This is a genomic window from Sphingobium bisphenolivorans (assembly GCF_000412635.1).
Lineage (GTDB): Bacteria > Pseudomonadota > Alphaproteobacteria > Sphingomonadales > Sphingomonadaceae > Sphingobium > Sphingobium bisphenolivorans.
On sequence record NZ_ASTG01000006.1, the window covers coordinates 79,594 to 101,500 of the forward strand.

At 64.1% G+C, this 21,907-nt stretch carries 25 protein-coding genes; 11 read left to right on the forward strand and 14 right to left on the reverse strand.

All coding sequences use genetic code 11. The annotated features are described in order from the left end of the window. Positions 1–5: 5 nt before the first annotated feature. The 4 genes from L858_RS0105960 to gpmA all read right to left on the reverse strand — a co-directional run bounded on the left by L858_RS0105960 (position 6) and on the right by gpmA (position 2,966). Positions 6–524, reverse strand: coding sequence for a dihydrofolate reductase (locus tag L858_RS0105960; protein WP_022682235.1), 519 nt, complete (start codon positions 522–524; stop codon positions 6–8). Further along, positions 521–1,591 carry a 5-(carboxyamino)imidazole ribonucleotide synthase gene (locus L858_RS0105965; protein WP_022682236.1) on the reverse strand — a complete coding sequence of 357 codons (1,071 nt, stop codon included), beginning with the start codon at positions 1,589–1,591 and terminating at the stop codon, positions 521–523. Before L858_RS0105965 ends, L858_RS0105960 begins: the two co-directional genes overlap by 4 nt. 1 nt (position 1,592) lies before the next feature. Then, a complete protein-coding gene (gene purE / locus L858_RS0105970) occupies positions 1,593–2,087 on the reverse strand; it encodes a 5-(carboxyamino)imidazole ribonucleotide mutase (protein ID WP_028055864.1) in 495 nt (164 codons plus the stop codon). 192 nt (positions 2,088–2,279) lie between these two features. Beyond that, on the reverse strand, positions 2,280–2,966 hold the full coding sequence (gene gpmA / locus L858_RS0105975; RefSeq protein WP_022682238.1) for a 2,3-diphosphoglycerate-dependent phosphoglycerate mutase: 687 nt from the start codon (positions 2,964–2,966) through the stop codon (positions 2,280–2,282). Positions 2,967–3,120: 154 nt separating this feature from the next. On the opposite strand from gpmA, the gene sppA reads away from it, so the two are divergent. Next, complete coding sequence (gene sppA / locus L858_RS0105980) at positions 3,121–5,004, forward strand: signal peptide peptidase SppA (protein WP_022682239.1); 1,884 nt, start codon at positions 3,121–3,123, stop codon at positions 5,002–5,004. 166 nt (positions 5,005–5,170) lie between these two features. On the opposite strand, the gene L858_RS0105985 is transcribed toward sppA, so the two are convergent. The 4 genes from L858_RS0105985 to L858_RS0106000 form a co-directional block, all read right to left on the reverse strand. Next, positions 5,171–5,803, reverse strand: a complete 633-nt coding sequence (locus L858_RS0105985) for a trimeric intracellular cation channel family protein (protein ID WP_022682240.1) — start codon at positions 5,801–5,803, stop codon at positions 5,171–5,173. A 15-nt stretch (positions 5,804–5,818) separates the two neighbouring features. Then, a complete protein-coding gene (locus L858_RS0105990) occupies positions 5,819–6,364 on the reverse strand; it encodes a glutathione peroxidase (RefSeq protein WP_022682241.1) in 546 nt (181 codons plus the stop codon). A 32-nt stretch (positions 6,365–6,396) separates the two neighbouring features. After that, entirely contained in the window at positions 6,397–7,125 is a 729-nt protein-coding gene (locus L858_RS0105995; protein ID WP_022682242.1) for a VIT1/CCC1 transporter family protein, read from the reverse strand. A gap of 137 nt (positions 7,126–7,262) precedes the next feature. Further along, the gene (locus L858_RS0106000; protein WP_022682243.1) at positions 7,263–9,041 is read right to left on the reverse strand and encodes an ABC-F family ATP-binding cassette domain-containing protein; all 1,779 of its coding nucleotides are present in this window, start codon (positions 9,039–9,041) and stop codon (positions 7,263–7,265) included. Between the two features lie 138 nt (positions 9,042–9,179). On the opposite strand from L858_RS0106000, the gene L858_RS0106005 reads away from it, so the two are divergent. The 5 genes from L858_RS0106005 to L858_RS0106025 all read left to right on the forward strand — a co-directional run bounded on the left by L858_RS0106005 (position 9,180) and on the right by L858_RS0106025 (position 12,761). After that, on the forward strand, positions 9,180–9,908 hold the full coding sequence (locus tag L858_RS0106005) for an SIMPL domain-containing protein (RefSeq protein ID WP_022682244.1): 729 nt from the start codon (positions 9,180–9,182) through the stop codon (positions 9,906–9,908). A 59-nt stretch (positions 9,909–9,967) separates the two neighbouring features. Next, the gene (locus L858_RS0106010; protein WP_022682245.1) at positions 9,968–10,306 is read left to right on the forward strand and encodes a hypothetical protein; all 339 of its coding nucleotides are present in this window, start codon (positions 9,968–9,970) and stop codon (positions 10,304–10,306) included. A gap of 38 nt (positions 10,307–10,344) precedes the next feature. Beyond that, entirely contained in the window at positions 10,345–11,010 is a 666-nt protein-coding gene (locus tag L858_RS0106015; RefSeq protein ID WP_022682246.1) for a response regulator transcription factor, read from the forward strand. Between the two features lie 90 nt (positions 11,011–11,100). Next, positions 11,101–12,408, forward strand: a complete 1,308-nt coding sequence (locus L858_RS0106020) for an ATP-binding protein (RefSeq protein WP_022682247.1) — start codon at positions 11,101–11,103, stop codon at positions 12,406–12,408. Continuing rightward, on the forward strand, positions 12,408–12,761 hold the full coding sequence (locus tag L858_RS0106025; RefSeq protein ID WP_022682248.1) for a YbaN family protein: 354 nt from the start codon (positions 12,408–12,410) through the stop codon (positions 12,759–12,761). The genes L858_RS0106020 and L858_RS0106025 overlap by 1 nt, the downstream gene beginning before the upstream one ends. A 79-nt stretch (positions 12,762–12,840) precedes the next feature. Here L858_RS0106025 and L858_RS0106030 read toward each other — a convergent pair whose 3' ends face one another. Then, positions 12,841–14,064 carry a polyhydroxyalkanoate depolymerase gene (locus tag L858_RS0106030; RefSeq protein ID WP_022682249.1) on the reverse strand — a complete coding sequence of 408 codons (1,224 nt, stop codon included), beginning with the start codon at positions 14,062–14,064 and terminating at the stop codon, positions 12,841–12,843. 122 nt (positions 14,065–14,186) lie between these two features. On the opposite strand from L858_RS0106030, the gene L858_RS0106035 reads away from it, so the two are divergent. Further along, positions 14,187–14,843, forward strand: a complete 657-nt coding sequence (locus tag L858_RS0106035; protein WP_022682250.1) for a glutathione S-transferase family protein — start codon at positions 14,187–14,189, stop codon at positions 14,841–14,843. Here L858_RS0106035 and L858_RS0106040 read toward each other — a convergent pair. The 3 genes from L858_RS0106040 to acnA form a co-directional block, all read right to left on the reverse strand. Then, positions 14,840–15,541 (reverse strand): glutamine amidotransferase, encoded by a 702-nt coding sequence (locus L858_RS0106040; RefSeq protein ID WP_022682251.1) that lies wholly within the window; start codon positions 15,539–15,541, stop codon positions 14,840–14,842. The genes L858_RS0106035 and L858_RS0106040 overlap by 4 nt on opposite strands. Positions 15,542–15,612: 71 nt before the next feature. Next, on the reverse strand, positions 15,613–15,861 hold the full coding sequence (locus L858_RS0106045) for a CBU_0592 family membrane protein (protein WP_022682252.1): 249 nt from the start codon (positions 15,859–15,861) through the stop codon (positions 15,613–15,615). Positions 15,862–15,994: 133 nt separating this feature from the next. Continuing rightward, positions 15,995–18,664, reverse strand: a complete 2,670-nt coding sequence (gene acnA, locus L858_RS0106055; RefSeq protein ID WP_022682254.1) for an aconitate hydratase AcnA — start codon at positions 18,662–18,664, stop codon at positions 15,995–15,997. Positions 18,665–19,077: 413 nt separating this feature from the next. Here acnA and L858_RS0106060 point away from each other — a divergent pair, with 413 nt between their 5' ends. Further along, entirely contained in the window at positions 19,078–19,344 is a 267-nt protein-coding gene (locus L858_RS0106060) for a hypothetical protein (RefSeq protein WP_028055867.1), read from the forward strand. Positions 19,345–19,372: 28 nt separating this feature from the next. On the opposite strand, the gene L858_RS0106065 is transcribed toward L858_RS0106060, so the two are convergent. After that, complete coding sequence (locus L858_RS0106065; RefSeq protein ID WP_022682256.1) at positions 19,373–19,576, reverse strand: DUF5818 domain-containing protein; 204 nt, start codon at positions 19,574–19,576, stop codon at positions 19,373–19,375. 1 nt (position 19,577) lies between these two features. Next, positions 19,578–19,766 carry a DUF1328 domain-containing protein gene (locus L858_RS0106070; RefSeq protein WP_022682257.1) on the reverse strand — a complete coding sequence of 63 codons (189 nt, stop codon included), beginning with the start codon at positions 19,764–19,766 and terminating at the stop codon, positions 19,578–19,580. 244 nt (positions 19,767–20,010) lie between these two features. On the opposite strand from L858_RS0106070, the gene L858_RS0106075 reads away from it, so the two are divergent. The 3 genes from L858_RS0106075 to L858_RS0106085 are packed head-to-tail and all read left to right on the forward strand — an operon-like array spanning position 20,011 to position 21,904. Continuing rightward, complete coding sequence (locus L858_RS0106075; protein ID WP_022682258.1) at positions 20,011–20,754, forward strand: DUF4198 domain-containing protein; 744 nt, start codon at positions 20,011–20,013, stop codon at positions 20,752–20,754. A gap of 25 nt (positions 20,755–20,779) precedes the next feature. Further along, positions 20,780–21,160 carry a hypothetical protein gene (locus tag L858_RS0106080; protein WP_022682259.1) on the forward strand — a complete coding sequence of 127 codons (381 nt, stop codon included), beginning with the start codon at positions 20,780–20,782 and terminating at the stop codon, positions 21,158–21,160. Positions 21,161–21,169: 9 nt separating this feature from the next. Beyond that, positions 21,170–21,904: a HupE/UreJ family protein gene (locus L858_RS0106085; RefSeq protein WP_022682260.1), complete on the forward strand. Its 735-nt coding sequence runs from the start codon at positions 21,170–21,172 to the stop codon at positions 21,902–21,904. Positions 21,905–21,907 lie beyond the last annotated feature (3 nt).

The window sequence follows — 21,907 nt, forward strand, 5'->3', positions numbered from 1 at the left end:
GCGGGCTATAGGGGTGTGTCCGGCCGCTGGCAATGCGCGCGGCGGAAAGTCACGAAGCTGTAGGCAGGGCGGCCACCTTGCGCGGGGTGATCTTCGCGGGCGACTTCTAGCCAGTCGGCAGGGTCGGGATAGTCGATGCTGGTGTTGCCCTCCGCCTCGAAATGCACTTCGGTGAGTTCGATGCGATCGGCGAGGGGCAGGAAAAGCCGGGTGATCTCCGCGCCACCGATGACCGCCACGGTGGAGGCCGCCGCTACCGCTATGGCTTGCTGGGGGTCGCGCACGGGTTCGGCGCCCTCCCCTGTCCATCGGGTATCACGGGTCAGGACGATGTGCCGGCGGCCGGGCAGCAGTCCGGGCAGGCTGTCGAAGGTCTTGCGGCCCATCACCATCGGATGGCCGAGGGTCAACGCCTTGAAATGCTTGAGGTCGGCAGGCAGACGCCAGGGCAGGTCGCCATCCTTGCCGATCACGCCATTGTCGGCGCGGGCGAGGATGATGACGATTTCGGGTGCCTGCCTCACAGCGTCAGGCGCGTGACATGGCCCATCTTGCGGCCGGGGCGGGCCTCATGCTTGCCGTAGAGGTGGAGGTGGTTGGCCGGATCGGACAGGATCTGCGGCCAGTCGTTCGCCTCCGCACCGATCAGGTTGCGCATCTCGACACGCGCGGCCGCAAGGCCGGTATCGCCCAGCGGCAGGCCGCAAATCGCGCGGACATGGTTTTCGAACTGGCTCGTCACCGCGCCCTCGATGGTCCAGTGGCCGCTATTGTGAACCCGGGGCGCCATTTCGTTGAAGACGGGGCCGTCCGCGCTGGCAAAGAATTCCAGCGTCAGCACGCCGACATAATCGAGGGCGGTGGCGACCTTAGACGCGAGCGCGCGGGCTGCGGGCAGCTGCGCTTCGATCAGGGCGCCGGCAGGGACCGTCGATGTATCGAGGATGCCGTCCTTGTGGATGTTGGCCGCGCTGTCCCAGAAGCGAATGTCTCCATCGGCGCCGCGCACGAGAATAACGGAGAATTCCTGCGCGAAGGTGACGAAGCCTTCGAGGATGGCGCTCTGGCGCTGAATCGCGTTCCAGGCGCCGACCGCATCGCCGGGATCGGACAGGCGGGCCTGGCCCTTGCCGTCATAGCCCATGCGGTTGGTCTTCAGGATCGCCTTGCTGCCGATCTGGTCGAGCGCTTCCTCCAGGTCATCGAGGCTCTCGACCGGCGCGAAGGGTGCGGTGAGGCCGCCGAGATCGCAGACGAAGCGCTTTTCGGCGAGCCGGTCCTGCGCCACCCGCAGCGCCTGCGCGCCGGGTCGGACGAGGCCATGGCCGGCGAGCGTTTCGACCGCCGAAGGATCGATATTCTCGAACTCGTAGGTAACCACGTCGACGCCGTCGGCAAAGGCGCCGAGCGCGGCCGCATCTTCATAAGCAGCCTGCGTCCAGCGCGGCGAGACGTCGGCGGCCGGACCGCTGCTCTCGGGCGCGAAGACATGGGTGCGATAGCCAAGCTGCGCGGCGGCGATGGCGATCATCCGGCCGAGCTGACCGCCGCCGAGAATGCCGATGGTGGAGCCGGGCGGGATCATGGTCATCTTATTCAGGCGTGTCCGCTACGTCGTTGGTCTGCTTGGCCCGCCAGGCGTCGAGGCGCTCGGCCAGCGCTTCGTCGGTCGTGGCGAGGATGGAGGCGGCGAAGAGCGCGGCGTTGATCGCGCCGGGCTTGCCGATAGCGAGCGTGCCGACGGGGATGCCGCCGGGCATCTGGACGATGGAGAGCAGGCTGTCCATGCCCTTGAGCGACTTGGATTCGACCGGCACGCCGAGCACCGGCAGGCGCGTCATCGATGCGGTCATGCCGGGCAGGTGCGCCGCCCCGCCGGCTCCCGCGATGATGACCTTGAGGCCCCGGCCGACCGCGCCGGTGGCATAGTCGTAGAGGCGCTGGGGCGTGCGGTGGGCGGAGACGACCTTGCATTCATGGGCGACGCCGAGTGCTTCCAGCGTTTCGGAAGCATGGCGCATCGTTTCCCAATCGGATCGCGATCCCATGATGATGCCGACGATGGCGGCTTCTGTTGGCGCGGTCATTTCGCTTGGCACTTCCCCAAACTGTGCGGAAAGCAAAGCCCCTTAGCCGGAGGAGCGCCGAGGGGCAATGCGGAGCGCATAATATTCACAAGTTCCGTTCGGTTCGAGCCTGTCGAGAACTGTGCTCGACGGACGTCTCTCGACAAGCTCGAAGCTGCTCGAACCGAACGGAGGTGGGTGTATGCTCGATGCTCACCGCTCCGACAGGTAGTAACGGTCCTTCGCGGTGAGGTCATCGGCGAGGTCATAGACGATCGGCTGGCCGGTGGGGATTTCCAACTCGGTGATCTCGTCATCGGGGATGTTCGAGAGATGCTTCACCAGCGCGCGGAGCGAGTTGCCGTGGGCGGAGATGAGGACGCGCTTGCCGGCCTTGAGGTCCGGGGCGATGCGCGCTTCCCAATAGGGCAGCACGCGGGCGATCGTGTCCTTGAGCGATTCCGTCGCGGGGATCGGGATACCGGCATAGCGGCGGTCCTGCGACAGGTCGAACTCGCTGCCCGCTTCCAGCGGCGGGGGCGGCGTGTCGAAGCTGCGGCGCCAGATCTTGACCTGATCGTCGCCATGCTTGGCCGCCGTCTCTGCCTTGTCGAGGCCGGTGAGGCCGCCATAATGGCGCTCGTTGAGGTGCCAGTCCTTCTCGACCGGCAGCCACAGGCGGCCCATTTCCTCAAGCGCCAAGTTCAGCGTCTTGATGGCGCGGGTCTGGACCGAGGTGTAGCACTGATCGAAGTCCAGTCCCTTTTCCGCCATCAGGCGGCCGGCGGCGCGCGCTTCCTCGGCACCCTTCTCGGTCACGTCCACGTCCCACCATCCGGTGAAGCGGTTTTCCAGATTCCAGGACGACTGGCCATGGCGGATGAGGACGAGCGTTGGCATGAAGCGTATCTCCTGCACGAGAAACCAAGATTTGCGCCCTCCCATAGCGCCGGAAATATCCGGCGCAAGCTTGTCCGCTGCGTCATTCCGCCCACATTGCAGTCGTTCCGCCGATGGGATAGCTCAGGAGCAGCAGGAAAGAGGAACCGGAAACTTGGCATTCGTAAAGGGCGTCTGGCGCATTTTGGTGACGATCAAGGACGGCCTGGTGCTGCTGTTCCTGCTGCTGTTCTTCGGCCTGCTCTACGCCGCCCTGTCCTGGTCCCCCGCCCCCGCCGGGTCGGTGAGCAGCGGCGCGCTGCTGCTGAAGCTGGACGGCACGATCGTGGAGCAGCCGCAGGAAGCCGATCCCATGGCGCTGCTGACCGGCTCCGGATCGCGCATGAAGGAATATCGGCTGTCCAACATCATCGCCGCGCTGGACGCCGCGAGGGACGATGACAAGGTCAAGGCGGTGGTGCTGAACCTCAATGGCTTCATCGGTGGCGGGCAGGTCGCACTGGCCCGCGTCGGCAAAGCGCTGGACGCGGTGCGGGCGGCGAAGAAGCCGATCTATGCCTTCGCCACCATCTACACGGATGACAGCTATCAGCTGGCCGCGCATGCGACCGAAAGCTGGGTCGATCCGCTGGGCGGCGTGGCGGTCATGGGGCGCGGGGGATCGGGGCTCTATTATAAGGGGCTGATCGACAAGCTGGGCGTCAACACCCATGTTTATCGCGTCGGCACCTATAAGAGCTTCGTCGAGCCCTTCATCCGGTCCGAACAGTCACCCGAGGCAAAGCAGGCCAATCAGGCGCTGGCCGACGCGCTGTGGCAGAATTGGCAGGATGAAGTCGCCAAGGCACGGCCCAAGGCGAAGGTCGCCGCTTACGCAGGCGACCCGGCCGCAGCCGCGACCGGCGCCGGCGGCAACCTTGCCAAGGCGGCGCTGAATGCTGGCCTGATCGACCGGCTGGGCGATGAGGCAGCCTTCGGCGCGCGTGTCGCGCAGGTCGTGGGCGAGGCCCCGGATGAGCGGCCCGGCGATTTCGCTGCGATCGACCTTGGCACCTATATGAAGGCGCATAAGCGGGTCAATGGCGGGCAGATCGGCGTCATCACCATCGCGGGCAACATTGTCGATGGTGAAGCGGGCCCGGGCTCAGCGGCTGGCGACACGATCTCCGCGCTGATCGACAAGGCGCTGGCCGAAAAGGAACTGAAGGCGCTGGTCGTGCGCGTCGATTCGCCGGGTGGATCGGTGATGGCATCGGAAAAGATCCGCAGCGCCATCATGCAGGCCAAGGCGAAGGGCATGCCGGTGGTCGCCTCCATGGGTAATGTCGCGGCGAGCGGCGGCTATTGGGTGTCGACACCCGCCGATATCGTCTTTGCGGAGCCCGACACGATCACCGGCTCGATCGGCGTGTTCGGCATTCTTCCCAGCTTCGAGGGCACATTGGCGAAAATGGGCGTGACCACCGACGGCGTACGCACCACGCCGCTGTCGGGGCAACCCGATCTGGCGGGCGGCACCACGCCCGAGTTCGACCGGATCATGCAGATGGGCGTCGAGGACATCTACCGCCGGTTCGTGGCACTGGTGGCGCAGGCGCGGCACAGGTCGCCCCAGCAGATCGATGCGATCGCGCAGGGCCGCGTATGGGACGGCGGGACCGCGCGGCAGATCGGCCTGATCGACCGCTTCGGCGGGCTGGAGGATGCCATCGCGGAAGCGGCAAAGCGCGCCAAGATCGATCCGGCGAAGGCCAGGCCCTATTGGATCGAGAAGGAACCCGATAAATTCACCCAGTTGCTCCAGACCATCTCTCAGCGCGAGGAGGATGACGATGCCGGGGCGCCGACCGACCTGCTGGGGCAACAAGCCATGATGCAGCGGAACTGGGCGATGCAGGCGCTCGCCGACGTGCAGGCGCTGGTGAGCGGTGCGGGCGTTCGGGCGGATTGCCTGGAGTGCCGAGGCTTTGGCGCACCGCGCGTGACGCAGGTGAACAGGCAGGGGTGGCTTGGCATCGCGCTGAATCTGTTGCGATAGGCACGGGTCGCGCACCAACCGCTCACGCCCAAGAGGTGCCGGCGGAACGATCCGCCGCCATCGGCCGGGAAAAGGAGGCTTAGCGCGGAGGCTGCCGTAAGAAGCGATCACGCGCTAGTGCGACCTGCTCCGGCTCCAGGAACATGCTTCCGATAACAAGACGGGCCTAATCCCGCATTTCATAGGTAGGCAGCCCCAGCCCGCGCCAGATGGCGACCGCACGCAGCAGAAAGCCGAGCAGCGCAGCGATCACGCCCGCCACCGGAACGTCCAGGCCCCACCAGCGCAGAACCACGAACAGGCCTGACGCCAGCGCGGCCGCAGTCACATAAAGCTCCGGGCGCAACAGGATCGAGGGCTCATGCGCGAGCAGGTCGCGCATGATGCCGCCGACGCAGCCGGTGACCACGCCCATCATCGCTGCGACGAGCGGCGGGATGCCAAAGCTCATCGCCTTCGCCGCCCCATAGACGGCGAAGGCAGCAAGGCCCACTGCGTCGAGCCAGTCGAGCGCATGATCGCTCCACAGGCGGCGCGGGGTGAACCAGACGAGCAGCGCGGCGCTCATGCAGACGATGGCGGGCACCGCGTCATGCACCCAGAAGACCGGCGCGCCGATAAGCAAGTCGCGCACCGTCCCGCCGCCCACGCCCGTCACCAGCGCGAAAAAGGCGAAGGTGACGAGCGTCTGACGCAGCCGCGCAGCAGCCAGCGCGCCTGAAGCGGCGAAGACGAATATGCCGACGATGCTCAGCGCCTCCAGAACAGGACCGATCTGCGGCAGCAATGTCTGGTGCATGAGCGTCGCTGCGGCTTATTTCGCCAGTTCAGTCTCGATGGCGCCGACCAGCGCGGCATCGTCGGGCGCCGTCGTGGGCGCGAAGCGGCCGGCGATGGTGCCATCCTTGGCGATCAGGAATTTCTCGAAGTTCCAAAGCACTTCGGGTTCAGGATTGGGCGTGATGCCATAGCCCTGCAGCCTTTCGCGAAAGGCGGCGCCATCACCCTGCGAGGCCGGCTGGCCGCCGGTCAGCGCGGCATAGAGCGGATGCTTTTCGGGGCCCGTGACCACGATCTTCTCGAACATCGGGAAATCGACACCGAAATTGGTGGTGCAGAAGGTCGCGATCTCGTCATTGCTCCCCGGTTCCTGCGCACCGAAATCATTGGCGGGGAAGCCGGCGACGACCAGCCCCTTGTCCTTATAGTCGCGATAAAGCTTCTCCAGCCCTTCATATTGCGGGGTCAGCCCGCATTTGGAGGCGACATTGACCACCAGCACGACCTTGCCGGCATAATCGCCAAGGCTGGCGTCCGTACCCTCGATGGTCTTGAGCGGGATCTGCTGGATATCGGTCATCTATCGTCTCCTTCAAAAATCTCTGCCGGCCATCACAGGGCCGCGCCGAAAAGCCTGCCTGCTCCCGCCGTCACCGCCATCGCCAGCACACCCCAGAAAGTGACGCGGGCAATGGCGCGCGCGCTATGCCCGCCCCCAAGACGGGCGCCGACATAGCCGAGCAGCGCGAGACACAGGAGCGAGGTGATCGCGACAGCCGCGATGACTGCGGCGGCCGGGCTGACTGCCGCCGCCAGCACGGGCGCGAGGGCACCGGCCGAGAAAGTAAGGGCAGAGGTCAGCGCGGCCTGAACGGGGCGCGCCGTGCTGACCTCCGAAATGCCGAGTTCGTCCCGGGCATGCGCGGCGAGCGCGTCGGCCGCCATCAACTGCCTTGCCACCTCGCCGGCAAGATCGCGGGTGAGGCCGCGCTCCACATAGATGTCGCGCAGTTCTTCCCATTCGACATGAGGCTGCTGCGCCAGCGCCTTCTTCTCCTTGGCGAGATCCGCCCGTTCCGTGTCGGACTGCGCGCTGACGGAGACATATTCGCCCGCCGCCATCGACATCGCGCCAGCGACGAGCGCGGCGATGCCGGAGAGGAGGATGGTCTGGGCAGAGGCGCCTGACGCGGCGATCCCGGTCAGCAGGCTGGCCGTCGATACGATGCCGTCATTGGCGCCCAGCACCGCGGCGCGAAGCCAGCCGACACGGTTGACATAATGGACGGCGTGATGGCCGTCGATCATGTCCCTGTCCTTAATCGCGGTGGCCTGCTCCATGCACCTATCCCTGTCCGGCTCCTTGGCTATCAGATGAGGGAATGGGCGCAAGGGCCTCTAAAGGTTGTCGCGTTGTGACGCCCCGTGTTCCTGCGGAAGCAGGAGCACGTCGTTTCTCGATCAAGCCGGCAGATGAATTACGCGCTCAGTCCTTCGGCCCTTTCCGCCAGTTCCAGCCAGCGCTCCTCCGCCTCGTCCTTTTCGGCGCGCGCCTTTTCGATCGCCTTGGTGAGCGCGTCGAACTTCTTGGGATCGCGGCTGTAGAGGCTGGGGTCGGCCAGGGCATCCTCATCGCGGGCGATCGCGGCCTCTATCTCCTCGATGCGCTTGGGCAACAGATCAAGGTCACGCTGATCCTTGTAGCTGAGCTTGGTCGCGGCCGTCTTCGGCGGCGGGGGCGCGGAGGTCTTCTTCTCCTGCCGCGGCGCGTTCTTCGGCTTGCGCTTGGCGACCCAATCGGCATAGCCGCCGACGATCACGTCTATGGTGCCGGAGCCGTCGAGACCGAGTGTCACCGTTACGGTGCGATCGAGAAAGTCGCGGTCGTGGCTGACGATCAGGACGGTGCCCTCATAGTCGGCGATGACTTCCTGCAGCAGGTCGAGCGTTTCGAGGTCGAGATCGTTGGTCGGCTCGTCGAGTACGAGCAGGTTGGACTCGCGGGCAAATTCGCGCGCGAACAGCAGGCGGGATCGCTCGCCGCCGGACAAGGTGCCGACGCGCGCTTCCGCCAGCGAGGGGTCGAACAGGAACTCTTTCAGATAGCCGTGAACATGCTTGCGCACCCCGCGCACGTCGATCCAGTCGCCCCCTTCGGCCAGAACGTCGCGGACCCGCTTGTCGGGCTGCATCAGGCTGCGCTGCTGGTCGATAAAGATCATGTCGAGCGACTTGGCCTGCCGTACCGTGCCGCTGTCGGGGCCCAGTTCGCCGGTCAGAAGCTTCAGCAGCGTGGTCTTGCCAGCGCCATTGCCGCCGACGATGCCGATGCGGTCGCCGCGCTGGATGCGCAGGGAAAAGTCCTTGATGACGGCGCGGTCCCCGAACTGCTTGGTCACATGTTCGGCGGTGATGACGCTTTTCGTCTTGTTGTCGTCGCTGGCGACGGCAATCTTCGCCACGCCCTGCGGCCCCACCATGGCAGCGCGCTGGGCTCGCATTTCCCAGAGTTTCGCTAGACGGCCCTGGTTGCGCTTGCGCCGCGCCGTGACACCGCGTTCCAGCCAGTGCGCCTCGATCTTGAGCTTGGCGTCAAGCTTCTCGGCGGCTCGGGTTTCCTCGGCATAGACGGCTTCCATCCACTCCTCGAAGCCGCCAAAGCCGATCTCATTGCGCTTTATGCCGCCCCGGTCCAGCCACAGCGTCTGCCGGGTCAGGCGCGTCAGGAAAGCGCGGTCGTGGCTGATGACGATGAATGCACCATTATAGCGGCTCAGCCAGCCTTCGAGCCAGTCGATCGCATCGATGTCGAGATGGTTGGTCGGCTCGTCCAGCAGCAGCAGGTCGGGCTCGCTGGCGAGCGCGCGGGCAATGGCGGCGCGGCGGCGCTCGCCTCCGCTGGCGGTGGCCGCCTCGCGATTGAGGTCGGTGCCGAGCTGGCTGGCGATCGCCTCCACCTCATGGGCCGGCGGTGCGTAATCGCCAGCCAGCGCGAACTCGCGGAGGGTCGCGAAGCCGGCGACGTCCGGGTCCTGCTCCAGCATGATCACGCGTGCGCCGGGCCGGACCGATCGGGTGCCCTCGTCCGCCTCGATCTGGCCGGCGATCAGCTTCAGCAGCGTGGTCTTGCCGGCGCCGTTGCGGCCGATCAGCGCCAGCCGGTCCCGCTCCCCCACGAAAATGTCGAGGTTGCGAAACAACCAGTGGGTGCCCTGCGAAAGGCCGAGATTCTCGAAGGAAAGGATAGGTGCCGCCATGCCGGTGCAGCTAGGGCTTCGGGCGCTTCGCGGCAAGGGGGTGGAACCACATGCTTTCACGATGCTTTCAGCGCATGTCAGCGTCCGTTCATCGCAGCCGTTACAAAGTGGCCACCGCACTCTCTTGGAGAAAAGCCTGTGAAATCAACCATTGCCCTCCTCGCTCTGGGCGTCGCCGCCCTGCCCGCCGCCGCTCTGGCGCAGACCAGCGTCACCATCGCGGAGACGGCTCCTGTGGTGACGCTCAACATCACGGAGACGGTGGAAGCCGCACCGGATGTGGCGATCGTCGGCACCGGGGTGCAGACGCGCGCCCCCACCGCCGCACAGGCGATGCGTGACAATGCAGCCAAGATGGACAAGCTGATCGCGGCGCTCGCCAAGGCCGGCATCGCCAAGAAGGACGTCCAGACCAGCGGCATCAACCTGTCGGCGCAATATGATTACAGCAACCAGAACGGCCAGCCCTCCGGCCCGCGCTTCATCGGCTATGAGGCGTCCAATCAACTCAGCATCAAGCTGCGCGACATCAAGAAGGTGGGCGTGCTGCTCGACACCATGGTGGAGGCCGGCGCGACGAATGTGAACGGACCGAGCTTCTCGATCAGCGATCCCACGCCCATGCTGGCGCAGGCCCGCGCGGCGGCGCTGAAGAGCGCGAAGACGCAGGCGGATTATTATGCACAGGCGGCAGGCTATCGGACGGCGCGCCTCGTCTCCATCGCCGAGAGCAACAGCGGCGGCCAGCCGCCCATGCCGATGATGGTGCGGACGCAGTTCAAGGATGCGGCGGCCGCGACCCCGGTCGAGCCGGGCCAGGTCGGGTCGTCGGTCACGCTGACGGTGCAGTACGCGCTTGAGAAATGACCCGCCTTCCCCTCCGGCGTGGTCGGAGGGGAGGTTCTGCACCATTCACCACCTGTTCAATGGTTGCCCGCTATGCCAGTGCCATGAGAATGATGCGGTTCAGACTGATAGCGGCACTGGGCGTCGTAGCGGCACTTTCCACTGTGAGTCCGGTGGCTTACGCCGGCAGCCAGCGGGACGAGCAGGATGCCGCGCGGCGCGCGATGCTGGACGGGCAGGTCATGCCCTTCTCCCTCATCAAGCGCCGTGTCGATTCCACAATGGGCGGCGCGACCTATCTGGGCAGCGAGTTCAATCCCTCCTCCAACCGCTATCGCCTGAAATATGTGAAAAACGGCAAGGTGGTATGGGTTGATGCGGACGGTCGCACGGGCGATATAATCGGCTGGGCGCGCTGAACGGCGCGGTCAGGGCATAACAACAGAAACGGGGCCATATGCGTCTGCTGATCGTGGAAGATGAACCCAGCCTGGGGCAACAGCTCCGCAATACGCTGGAAGGTGCAGGCTACGCCGTGGACCTGGCGACCGATGGCGAGGATGGGCATTTCCTGGGATCGACCGAAAGCTATGATGCGGTGGTGCTCGACCTTGGGCTGCCTACCATCGACGGCCTGACCGTGCTGGACCGCTGGCGCAAGGAAGGACGCGGCTTTCCGGTGCTGGTGCTGACCGCGCGAGACAGCTGGTCCGACAAGGTCGCCGGTCTGGACGCGGGCGCGGACGACTATCTCGCCAAGCCATTTCAGAGCGAGGAACTGATCGCCCGCCTGCGCGCGCTGATCCGCCGTGCTTCGGGCAACGCATCGAGCGAACTCACCGCCGGCGACGTGCGACTGGATACGCGGTCGGGCAAGGTGACGTTGAAGGGCGAGCCGGTGAAGCTCACCGCGCAGGAATATAAGCTGCTCTCCTATCTGCTCCACCACAAGGGCAAGGTAGTGAGCCGCACCGAACTCATCGAGCATATCTACGATCAGGATTTCGATCGCGATTCGAACACGATCGAAGTGTTCGTGACCCGCATCCGCAAGAAGCTGGGCGCGGACGTCATTACGACGATCCGGGGCCTTGGCTACAGCCTTGACGAGCCGGGGCGGTAGAAATCCGCATCGGCCGAGCGTTCAACGCTGCTGATGACCGCTTCCCACTCCCCTCCCCAGGTCCGCTCCACCGGATCGCTGAGCCGGCGCATGATCGGCATTGCGGCGCTGTGGATCAGCGTGCTGCTGCTGGGCGGCGGCGTCGCGCTCGACCGGGTGCTGTCCGATGCGATCACACGCAATTTCGACGAGGGGCTGAACTACGTCCTCACCGCGATGATCGCCTCGGCGGAGATCGGGCCAGACGGCGAGGTGCTGTTCAATCGCCCGCTCGCCGATCAGCGGTTCCTGGAGCCCAATAGCGGCCTCTATTACCAGATCAGCGCCAAGGGGCATGAGGACTGGCGGTCGCGGTCGCTATGGGATCGGGCTTTGAAGGCTCCTCCACCCGAGCATCAGGACGATAATTTCCACGTCTATGACAGCAAGCAGTTTCCCGGCGAGGACCTGCGCGTCATGGAACGGACGATCATCCTGCCGGGATCGGACACGCGCTGGATGTTCATGGTCGCCGCCGCCCGGCAGGGGCTGGACGCGCAGATCAAGACGCTGCGTTCGACGTTGTTCAAGAGCTTCGCGCTGCTTGCGCTCGGCCTTATCGTGCTGGCAACCTTGCAGACACTTTATGGACTGCGGCCGCTGCGTAAGGTCCGGCATGAAATCGTGCGCATGCGCGGAGGGGAGAAGAACCGCGTCACCGAGCCGATGCCCGCCGAAGTGCTGCCGATGGTGGAGGAGCTTAACGCCCTGCTCGCCCATAATGAGCGGCAGGCCGAGGAGGCGCGCACCCATGCCGGCAATCTGGCCCATGCGCTGAAAACGCCGCTGACCGTCATCATGAACGCCGCGACGGCGAAGGCGCCTGATCTGGGCGATGCGGTGATCCGCGAGGCGACGACGATGCGGCGGCAGGTCGATCACCATCTTGCCCGCGCTCGCGCTGTCGGGCGGCGCGGCGCGGCGCAAAGCCGGGCGGAAGTCTGGACCAGCCTGGAAGCGGTCGAGCGTGCCGTGCAGCGGCTCTACCCCGACGTTCGCATCGACATGGATGGCGACAAGAGCGCTTCCGTGCGGGTCGAGCGGCAGGATCTGGACGAAATGATCGGCAATCTGATCGAGAATGCCGCCAAATATGGCGGCGGCAGCGTCTTTGCGACCGTCCGTCGGGCAAGCGGCATGATCGAGATTCTCGTGGAGGATGACGGCATGGGCATCCCCGAGGCGGAGCGCACGCGCATCTTCGATCGCGGTGTGCGCCTCGATTCGGGCAAGCCTGGTACTGGCCTTGGCCTCGCCATCGTGCGCGATGTCGCGGAAATCTACGGCGGCTCGGTCGATATGGCGGAGAGCGAGGATCTGGGCGGATTGCTGGTGCGGCTGCGCCTGCCCGCCGCCTGATGCGCAGGGCCTTCTACCTTAGCCTTGGCTTTCTATCGGTCGGACTGGGCATGGTCGGGATATTCCTGCCGCTGCTGCCTACCGTACCCTTCATGATCCTGGCCGCCTTCTGCTTTGCGCGGTCGAGCCCGGCGCTGGAGGCAAAGCTGCTCGATCATCCGCATTTCGGCCCGCATGTCCGGCGCTGGCGGGAAAGAGGCGCGATCAGCCGGCGCGGCAAGAAGGCGGCGCTGGCGGCCTTCGCGCTCAGCGCGCTGCTGGCGTTGCTGCTGTCGCCTCTGCCCTGGTGCCTGATCCCAATCGCCGCCGCGCTGATCGGCGGGACATGGATCTGGACAAGGCCGGAAAGCTAGGCGTCGGATCGTGCTCCTACGAAGCAGGAGCACGTCACGCTTCAAAACACGAGAAGGTCCGGGTAGCGCAGCGCTCCCCTCAGTTCATCGCCAGGATCATCGCCCGCACCTGCGGATAGACCTGCTTTTCCCATTTGCTGCCGGAAAAAACGCCATAATGGCCGACGCCGAGCTGTAGATGGTGGCGCTTCAGATGCGGGCGCAAACCCGTGCACAGGCCATGCGCAGCCGCGGTCTGGCCGACGGCGCAGACATCGTCCTTCTCTCCCTCGACCGTCAACAGAGCGGTGTTCCGGATCGCGCCCGGATTGACCAGCCGGCCCCTATAGGTGAGTTCGCCCTTCGCAAGCTGCGCCTGCTGGAAAACCCGATCGACGGTTTCGAGATAAAATTCCGCTGTCATGTCCAGAACCGCGAAATATTCCTCATAGAAAGCCTTGATCTTGTTGGCTTCCACTTCCTTGCCGTCCGCGAGCAACTGGTAGAGTTCCCGATGCTGGGCGCCATGTCGCTCCATGTTCATCGACATGAAGGCGCTAAGTTGCAAGAAGCCCGGATAGACCCGCCGCCCCCGGCCGGCATAGCGCATCGGCACCATGCTGATCAGCGTATTTTCGAACCAGTCAATCGAACGGTCATTTGCCAGATCATTCACCACCGTGGGTGCGGCGCGGACGTCGATAGGCCCGCCCATCAGCGTCATCGACCGCGGCGTGGCAGGGTCCTTGTCTTCGGCCATCAAGGCCACCGCGGCCATCGCCGGGACGCAGGGCTGGCAGACCGAAACCAGATGCGCGCCCGGCCCGAGATGCCGCATGAAGGCCATGACATAATCGACATAATCATCGAAGCCGAAGCTGCCTGCGCTCAAGGGTATGTCGCGCGCATTCTTCCAGTCGGTAATGTAGACGTCATGGTCCGCCAGCATCGTGTGCACGGTGTTCCGCAGCAGGGTGGCGAAATGGCCGGATATCGGAGCGACGATCAGCACCTTGGGCTGCGCCGCCTCGACATCATCCTTGGCAAAATGAAGCAGATCGCCGAACGGCAGGCTTGACACCACTTCTTCTCGCACCCGCACCATGGCGTTGCCGCTGGTGACTTCTGCGATCCCGTATGCGGGTCGACGATGGGTCAGACGCGCTCCCTGAAACACGTCGAGCAGCGCGAACATGCGGCGGGGCATGTCCATTTCCGCAAAGGGGCCAATCCGATCCTTGAACGATAAAGCGATCTGCGCCCCGAAACGGGCTGGCGCCAGCATGTCGCTCCAGGCCTGATAGCCGCTATACATCATCAACATGACCTCGAAAAATCATCCTATCTTAGCGTAAACCGACTCGACCTGTTTTAGGTCCGTATAACGACTTCCTCTATTGCACCGCATCATGATAAAGCGGAACAAGAAACTAACGGAGGTTAGCGATGGCCAATGCAGAATTGAGCATTTCCAGCAAGACCTACTCCTCCTGGTCGCTCCGCGGCTGGCTGCTTTGCCGTATGGCGGGGCTAAGAATCAGGGAGAAGATCGTCGCGCTGGACGATCCAGAGAATCGCGCTGAGCTGCTGCTGCTCACCCCCTCCGTGTTGGTACCCCGCCTGACCCATGAAGGCGCAAGCGTATGGGACACGCTGGCGATCGCCGAATATCTGCATGAGCTCTATCCACATGCGAGCCTCTACCCGGAGGACCGGATCGTACGGGCGCACTGCCGGTCGGTGTCGGGAGAGATTCACTCGGGCTTCGTCAATCTGCGGTCTGCGCTGCCGATGAACCTTAAGGTGCGGCATGAGAAATTCCCGGTCTTCTCCGGCGCCAAGCCCGATATCGAGCGGGTGGAGGCGATCTGGACCGAATGCCTCGCTGCGTATGGCGGCCCCTGGCTGTTCGGGAGCAGGCCGACTGTTGCCGACGCGATGTTCGCGCCGGTCGTCCAGCGCTTCCTCACCTATGCGGTCGCCCTTTCGGCGCCAGCCGCCGATTATTGTACCTGGAGCAATGACTGGGAGCTGATTCGGGAATGGATCGACGCTGCCCGACGCGAAAAGGACGAGGTCGAGGAACTCGAAGTCGAGTTTTAGACGGAGACGCCCGCGAGCCACTCGGCGATCATCGCACGACCAGCCGCTACTGCACCCGGACCATGATCTTCATGATCCTTTCGCAGCGCGATGCCGCACTGTTGGGCGATGTCCAGATCCGCCCAGAAATGGGTCAGCCAATCCTCGAAGCGAGGATCCTCGCCCATCTCGGCATGGAATTGCAGCGCGAGAAGGTTGCGGCCGCGCCGGAACGCCTGATGCGCATAGGCCTCCGTCGAGGCGAGCAGATCGACACCCGCCGGCAGTTCGAACGTGTCGCTGTGCCAGTGAAGCACAGGCACTCCGTCGAGATGGCGGAGCGGCGAGTCCGCGCCTGCCCCGTTCAGGGTGACAGGTGAGAAGCCCAGTTCCATGCGGCCGCCGGGATAGACGCGTGCGCCCAGCGCGGCGGCGATCATCTGGCTGCCAAGGCAGACGCCGAGCGTCGGCAAATCCTGTTCCAGTCGGGCGGCGAGCTTCTCGATCTGGTGCGGGATCCATGGGTGGAGGTCATGTTCGTAGACGCCCATGGGGCCGCCCATCATGATCAGCAGGTCGGGCGTGCAGAGATCGACGTCCAGGAAGTGCGGACCCGCGACGTCGATTCGCTCGATCTCGTACCCTGCGGCCTCGATCGGCTGTAGATAGCCGGCCGCTCCCTCTCGCGGCACATGACGGACGATCAGCGCTTTTTTCATTGCTGAAGATCGGTTAGCCAATCGCGGGGCGGCACACCACCCCAGCCTTTCTTGGGCCGGCGATATTCCTCCTATGGTCGCGCGCGCCGGTGAATGCGCCAGAGCGCCACGGCGCCGATAGCTGCCCATATGATGTTGAGGACCATCGAGGGGATAGCGCCATGCCACCAGGTATTGAGCACGAAGAAGGCGGCTCCCAGCGCGTTCATCCACTGGAACGCCGCAGAGTCGCCGGACAGGCGGCCGTTGGTCACCAGGATATATGCGCCAAGGACGAGGAGCGCGCCGAGCCAGCCAAGGATTTCGATCAGGATGGTCAATGCGATCCCTCAAGCCTGCGGTGCTCCTGGGAAGGCAGGAGCACGATATCTTCCGGATGGAAGGTGATGAATGGAAAGAGGGCCGCCTCCACGGGGGAGACGGCCCTCTTTCTCAACTCGATGCGTCAGCCGATCAGGCGGCCAGCTTGCGCAGGACGTATTGCAGGATGCCGCCGTTCAGGAAATAATCCAGTTCGTTGACGGTATCGATGCGGCAGAGCGCGGTGAAGGTGAAGGTCGAGCCATCGGCGCGCTTCACGATCACTTCGACATCCTGGCGCGGCTTGAGGTTCGCAACGCCCTGGATGGTGAAGGTTTCGTCACCGGTGAAGCCCAGCGTGTCCTTGTTCTGGCCGTCCTTGAACTGGAGCGGCAGGACGCCCATGCCGACCAGGTTCGAGCGGTGGATACGCTCGAAGCTCTCCACGATCACCGCGCGCACGCCGAGCAGGTTGGTGCCCTTCGCCGCCCAGTCGCGCGACGATCCGGTGCCATATTCCTTGCCGCCGATGACGACCAGCGGCGTGCCGTCCGCCTTGTGCTTCATCGCCGCGTCGTAAATCGGCAGGACTTCGCCTTCATATTTGGTCATGCCGCCTTCGACGCCGTCCAGCATCAGGTTCTTGATGCGGATGTTGGCGAAGGTGCCGCGCATCATGACTTCGTGGTGGCCGCGGCGCGAACCGTAGCTGTTGAAGTCGGCCTGGGCGACCTGATGCTCCGACAGCCACTTGCCCGCGGGCGAGGACGCCTTGATCGAGCCGGCCGGCGAGATGTGGTCGGTGGTGATCGAGTCGCCGAAGATCGCCAGCGGCTTCGCCTCGACGATGTCGGTGACGGGCGCGGGGGTCATCGACAGGCCCTCGAAATAGGGCGGGTTGGCAACATAGGTCGAACCGGCGCGCCAGCTGTAGGTGTCCGAACCGGTGACGTCGATCGCCTGCCAGTGCGCGTCGCCCTTGTAGACATTGGCGTAGCGCGCCTGGAACATCTGACGGTCCATGCAGCCCGCCATGGTCGTGGCGACCTCGTCATTGGTCGGCCAGATGTCCTTGAGGTACACGGCCTGGCCGTCCTTGCCGGTGCCGATCGGGGTGGTGATGAAGTCCTCCACCACCGTGCCCTTCAGCGCATAGGCGACCACCAGCGGCGGCGAGGCGAGGAAGTTCGCGCGCACGTCGGGCGACACGCGGCCTTCGAAGTTGCGGTTGCCCGAGATGACGGCGGCGGCGACGAGGCCATTGTCGTTGATCGCCTTGCTGATCGGCTCGGCCAGCGGGCCGGAGTTGCCGATGCAGGTGGTGCAGCCATAGCCGACCAGGTTGAAGCCGATGGCGTCGAGATGCGACTGAAGGCCGGCCTTTTCGAGATAGTCGGTGACGACCTGCGAGCCGGGGGCAAGCGACGTCTTGACCCAGGGCTTGGGCTTCAGGCCCAGCTCGTTTGCCTTCTTGGCGACCAGGCCCGCGGCGACCAGAACGCCGGGGTTCGACGTGTTGGTGCAGCTGGTGATCGCGGCGATGGTAACGTCCCCGTCGCCAATGTCGAAATCCTTGCCCTCGACCGGAACGCGGGCCTGTTCCTTCTTGTAGACCTTCGCCATGTCGGCGTTGAACACGTCATCGACTTCCGGCAGCGACACCCGGTCCTGCGGGCGCTTGGGGCCGGCAAGGCTGGGGACGACGGTGGAAAGGTCCAGTTCCAGCGTATCGGTGAAGACCGGCTCGACCGACGGATCGATCCAGAAGCCCTGCTCCTTGGCATAGGCTTCGACCAGCGCGATATTCTCTTCGGTGCGGCCGGTCAGGCGCATATAGTCCAGCGTCTTGTCGTCGATGCCGAAGAAGCCGCAGGTCGCGCCATATTCCGGCGCCATGTTGGCAAGGGTCGCACGGTCCGCGAGCGACAGGGTGGCAAGGCCAGGACCGAAATATTCGACGAAGCGGCCGACCACGCCACGGGCGCGAAGCATCTGGGTGCAGGTGAGGACGAGGTCGGTGGCGGTGACGCCTTCCTTCAGCTCGCCGGTGAAGCGGAAGCCGACGACTTCGGGGATGAGCATGGAGACAGGCTGGCCGAGCATCGCGGCCTCGGCCTCGATGCCGCCGACGCCCCAGCCCAGCACGCCAAGGCCATTCACCATGGTGGTGTGGCTGTCGGTGCCGACGCAGGTGTCGGGATAGGCGACGGTGACGCCATCGGGGCCCTCGCTCGACCAGACCGCCTGGGCGATATTTTCGAGGTTCACCTGGTGGCAGATGCCGGTGCCCGGGGGCACGGCGTAGAAGTTGGCAAGGCTCTTGCTGCCCCACTTCAGGAAGTCGTAGCGCTCCAGATTGCGCTGATATTCGATTTCCACATTCTGCTCGAACGCCTTGGGCGTGCCGAATTCGTCGACCATGACCGAGTGGTCGATGACGAGGTGGACGGGAACCTGCGGGTTGATCTTGCTGGCGTCGGCACCCAGCGCGTTCATCGCGTCGCGCATGGCGGCGAGGTCGACCACGCAGGGAACCCCGGTGAAGTCCTGCAGCAGCACGCGGGCGGGGCGATACTGAATCTCGCGCTCGGCCTTGCCCTTGTCATTCTGCCACTCGACGATCGCCTTGATGTCGTCGGTGGTGACGGTGACGCCATCCTCGAAACGGAGCAGGTTCTCCAGCAGCACCTTCATCGAGAAGGGCAGGCGCGAGACATCGCCCAGCTTGGCGGCGGCCTTCTTCAGCGAATAATAGGCGATGTCCTTGCCGCCGACGCTCAACGTGTCGCGCGTGCCCAGAGTGTCCTGTCCGATGGCGGTCATAAGATATGCGTCTCCTCGCAATTGCCCCAACCTGGGACGGGAGGAGAGCGACATTCCACCAGAAGCTCGCCGGACGGCGAACGAATACCGGGCGGCAAATGGCGGGAATGCGCCCCAACCCAAGGCCGAAGCGGGTATGTCCCTTGATGCGCGCCGCCATAGCGCCTGCGCCGCTCAAGTCAATCCGGTGGGAAGGCAACCGATTCTTTCCGCGTCTTTCTTATGGACGTCGCGGCGGCGGTCAGGATACATTGTGGGTCAGCCGCGTTCTGCAACGCAGAGCGGGCACCAAAAAATTGGAAGCGGGTCGCACGCTCTGACGTTGACGTTGCATCGGTTGTCGGCGTGAAAATGGGGGTTTTTCCGATTTCAACGCCAATGCCCGAGAATATATGTCCAAGGAGGAAGAGACGATGCGCCCAGTTTCGAGCCTCGCCACGGGGAAATCATTCGACCCGGCAATCAGGGGTTACATCATTCACTATCATCCGGGGGAAGCCAATCATTGCCCCAGCTGCGGACGCAGCCAGTGGATGGTCGGACGCCTGATGGCGGAATGCGCCTATTGCGAAACCGCATTGCCGCTGGAAAATAACCGGGGGGTGGGCGCATGCGCCCGTTTCGTTCGCGCTCATGACGCCGTCGCGTCCTACGACCCGCGCGAAGCCATCCTCCCCTGACCATTGAACGCGAGCCGCCGCTGAAGAATCAGGCGGCGGCCACGCCTTCCACTTCCACTATGTCGTTGCCGGCATAGAATCCCTGCACGCGCACCCGCTTCTCGACATGATCGACGGGCACTCGGAGCAGTACCAGGCGGAATGTCCCGCCCCTGTCACGCTGGAGCAGGAAACCGCTTTCATCTCTAACGAGACGACCGGTTTCGTCCACTCCTGCGCCAATTTCCGTCATTTCATCGATCTATCGCATTCTTGATGCCCTTGCCAGCCATGAGGCCAAGGACGAGGAAGATCACGAACAGCGCGATTGCCAGGAAGAACAGGAACTTGGCGATGCCGACGAACGTGCCCGCAGCGCCACCGAAGCCCAATATGGCAAGGACGGCGGCGATGACGAGGGAAATGATGGCGAGGCGTATCATGCGATGCTCCTGCTGATGAAGTCTCGGCAGGGAAACGGCTGAGTCGCGGCAGCGGTTCCTTGGCGCTTCGCCCAACGGCTTACTCTTGTGGCACAGGCTCTTGAGCGCCGCTTGCTATGCTGCACCTGTTCCTGACACTGATTTGAAACATTCTGCACCGCAACAGCACGAATTCGGCATCAAAGCAGTAGGCGGTACCATAGCCTGACTTCCAACAGCACAAGCTGATCTATGGGAGCAATCGATGAAAATGTCCCGCCTGCTAACTGCCGCTCTCTGCACCGGCGCCATGCTCGCCGCCACCGCGCCGCTGAGCGCGCACGGCATCTGGTTTGCTCAGCGCGCCAAGCAGCTTGCCCTCATATACGGCGTGGGGGCCGACGATCTGGACGCAGTGAAGCGCCTGCCGCTGGTCAAGACGGTCACGGGCTATGACAGCGACTGGGCCCCCGTGACGACATCGTTGCGCGCGGCCGGTCCGATCCCGGTGGTCGACAGCGACGAACCGGTAACGGCCGTCGCGGCGATCATGGACTATGGCTATTGGAGCAAGACGCCCGATGGCGAATGGCATAATGCCGGTCGCGACACCGTCCCCACGGCGACGCTGGCCGAGCATAATTTCAAATATGCCGTGTATCTCGCGCAGGTCCCGACCAAGCCCGTTCCGCTGCTGGAGGGGCACACACTGCAGCTGGTGCCTGCCGACCCCGCCATCCCGCAGAAGATGGGCGAGCCGATGAAGGTGCGCGTCTATTACAAGGGCAAGCCCGTCGCGGGTGCCACCGTCATGCAGGATTATGTCAACGATCCCGACGAGGCAAACCCGGTGAAGACCGGTGCCGACGGCACCGCGACGATCAAGCTGCGCAACCAGGGCATCAATGTTCTGATGGCGATCTATGTCGGCCAAACCACCGACAAGAAGGTGGATCATGAGGAATATCGCGCCTCGCTCTCCTTCGTTCTGCCGCATCTGCCCGAATGAGCCATTTATCACGGAGACTAAGCCCATGAAGATCGACCTTTTCCGCAGCGGGCTGGCTGCCCTCGCCCTCATCGCCGCCCCGGCGGTCGTCCATGCTCATGGCAGCATGAAGCCGCAGCATGGCGGCATGGTCCAGATGACCGGCGAGACGATGTTCGAGCTGGTTACCGGCCCCAAGGGCGTCGATGTGTATCTGAGCGAAGAGGATGAGCCGATCCCGGCTGCCGGCTACACCGCCAAACTGACCCAGACCGCGGCAGGCAAGAAGTCCGAAGCGCCTCTGAAGGCGGCTGGCGGCAACAAGCTCTCCGCGCCGGGCTTCAAGGCAGCCAAGGGGGCGAAGATCGTCGTCGCGCTCATCGACAAGAGCGGCGCCAAGACGTTCGCCACTTTCCAGACCAAGTAAGGGCCACATATGACCAGCGCGACCCTCCCCCCGCTTCGTTTCCAGAATATGCGGCGGGTCGCGCTGCTGGCTCTGGGGCTTCTCATGGCGCTCATGAGTTCGACGCTCTGGGCGCATGGTGTCAATGAGAATGACAAGGCCTTCATCGAAGGCGCGTCGGGCGTCAACATCATCCCCTATATGTATCTGGGCGCCAAGCATATGGTCACCGGCTATGACCATCTGCTGTTCCTCGCCGGGGTCATCTTCTTCCTTTACCGGCTGAAGGATGTGGGCGCCTATGTGACGCTGTTCGCCATCGGGCACAGCACGACGCTGCTGCTGGGCGTCATCTTCGACATTCGCGCCAATCCCTTCATCATCGATGCGATCATCGGGCTGTCGGTCGTTTACAAGGCGATCGACAATCTGGGCGGCTTTCGCACCTGGTTCGGCTTTTCGCCCAACCCCAAGGCGGCGGTGCTGATCTTCGGCTTCTTCCACGGCTTCGGCCTTGCCACCAAGCTGCAGGAACTGACGCTGGCGAAGGAGGGCATGATCCCCAACCTCATCAGCTTCAATGTCGGGGTCGAGATGGGCCAGTTCATGGCGCTCACCATCATCCTGCTGCTGATGAACCTGTGGCGGCTCACCGATAATTTCCGCCGCAGCGCCATTGTCGCCAACGCCGCGCTGATGACCGCCGGCTTCGTCCTGATCGGCTTCCAGCTGGCCGGCTATTTCACACCCATATCTTCCTCTTAGGGG

Coding starts and splice junctions, on each gene's coding strand:
- L858_RS0105965 (WP_022682236.1), bottom strand. CDS start 1,591: ATGACCATGATCCCGCCCGGCTCCACCATCGGCATTCTCGGCGGCGGT.
- purE (WP_028055864.1), bottom strand. CDS start 2,087: ATGACCGCGCCAACAGAAGCCGCCATCGTCGGCATCATCATGGGATCG.
- gpmA (WP_022682238.1), bottom strand. CDS start 2,966: ATGCCAACGCTCGTCCTCATCCGCCATGGCCAGTCGTCCTGGAATCTG.
- L858_RS0105985 (WP_022682240.1), bottom strand. CDS start 5,803: ATGCACCAGACATTGCTGCCGCAGATCGGTCCTGTTCTGGAGGCGCTG.
- L858_RS0105990 (WP_022682241.1), bottom strand. CDS start 6,364: ATGACCGATATCCAGCAGATCCCGCTCAAGACCATCGAGGGTACGGAC.
- L858_RS0105995 (WP_022682242.1), bottom strand. CDS start 7,125: ATGGAGCAGGCCACCGCGATTAAGGACAGGGACATGATCGACGGCCAT.
- L858_RS0106000 (WP_022682243.1), bottom strand. CDS start 9,041: ATGGCGGCACCTATCCTTTCCTTCGAGAATCTCGGCCTTTCGCAGGGC.
- L858_RS0106010 (WP_022682245.1), top strand. CDS start 9,968: ATGGTTGCCCGCTATGCCAGTGCCATGAGAATGATGCGGTTCAGACTG.
- L858_RS0106015 (WP_022682246.1), top strand. CDS start 10,345: ATGCGTCTGCTGATCGTGGAAGATGAACCCAGCCTGGGGCAACAGCTC.
- L858_RS0106020 (WP_022682247.1), top strand. CDS start 11,101: ATGATCGGCATTGCGGCGCTGTGGATCAGCGTGCTGCTGCTGGGCGGC.
- L858_RS0106025 (WP_022682248.1), top strand. CDS start 12,408: ATGCGCAGGGCCTTCTACCTTAGCCTTGGCTTTCTATCGGTCGGACTG.
- L858_RS0106030 (WP_022682249.1), bottom strand. CDS start 14,064: ATGTTGATGATGTATAGCGGCTATCAGGCCTGGAGCGACATGCTGGCG.
- L858_RS0106035 (WP_022682250.1), top strand. CDS start 14,187: ATGGCCAATGCAGAATTGAGCATTTCCAGCAAGACCTACTCCTCCTGG.
- L858_RS0106040 (WP_022682251.1), bottom strand. CDS start 15,541: ATGAAAAAAGCGCTGATCGTCCGTCATGTGCCGCGAGAGGGAGCGGCC.
- acnA (WP_022682254.1), bottom strand. CDS start 18,664: ATGACCGCCATCGGACAGGACACTCTGGGCACGCGCGACACGTTGAGC.
- L858_RS0106060 (WP_028055867.1), top strand. CDS start 19,078: ATGCGCCCAGTTTCGAGCCTCGCCACGGGGAAATCATTCGACCCGGCA.
- L858_RS0106065 (WP_022682256.1), bottom strand. CDS start 19,576: ATGACGGAAATTGGCGCAGGAGTGGACGAAACCGGTCGTCTCGTTAGA.
- L858_RS0106070 (WP_022682257.1), bottom strand. CDS start 19,766: ATGATACGCCTCGCCATCATTTCCCTCGTCATCGCCGCCGTCCTTGCC.
- L858_RS0106075 (WP_022682258.1), top strand. CDS start 20,011: ATGAAAATGTCCCGCCTGCTAACTGCCGCTCTCTGCACCGGCGCCATG.
- L858_RS0106080 (WP_022682259.1), top strand. CDS start 20,780: ATGAAGATCGACCTTTTCCGCAGCGGGCTGGCTGCCCTCGCCCTCATC.
- L858_RS0106085 (WP_022682260.1), top strand. CDS start 21,170: ATGACCAGCGCGACCCTCCCCCCGCTTCGTTTCCAGAATATGCGGCGG.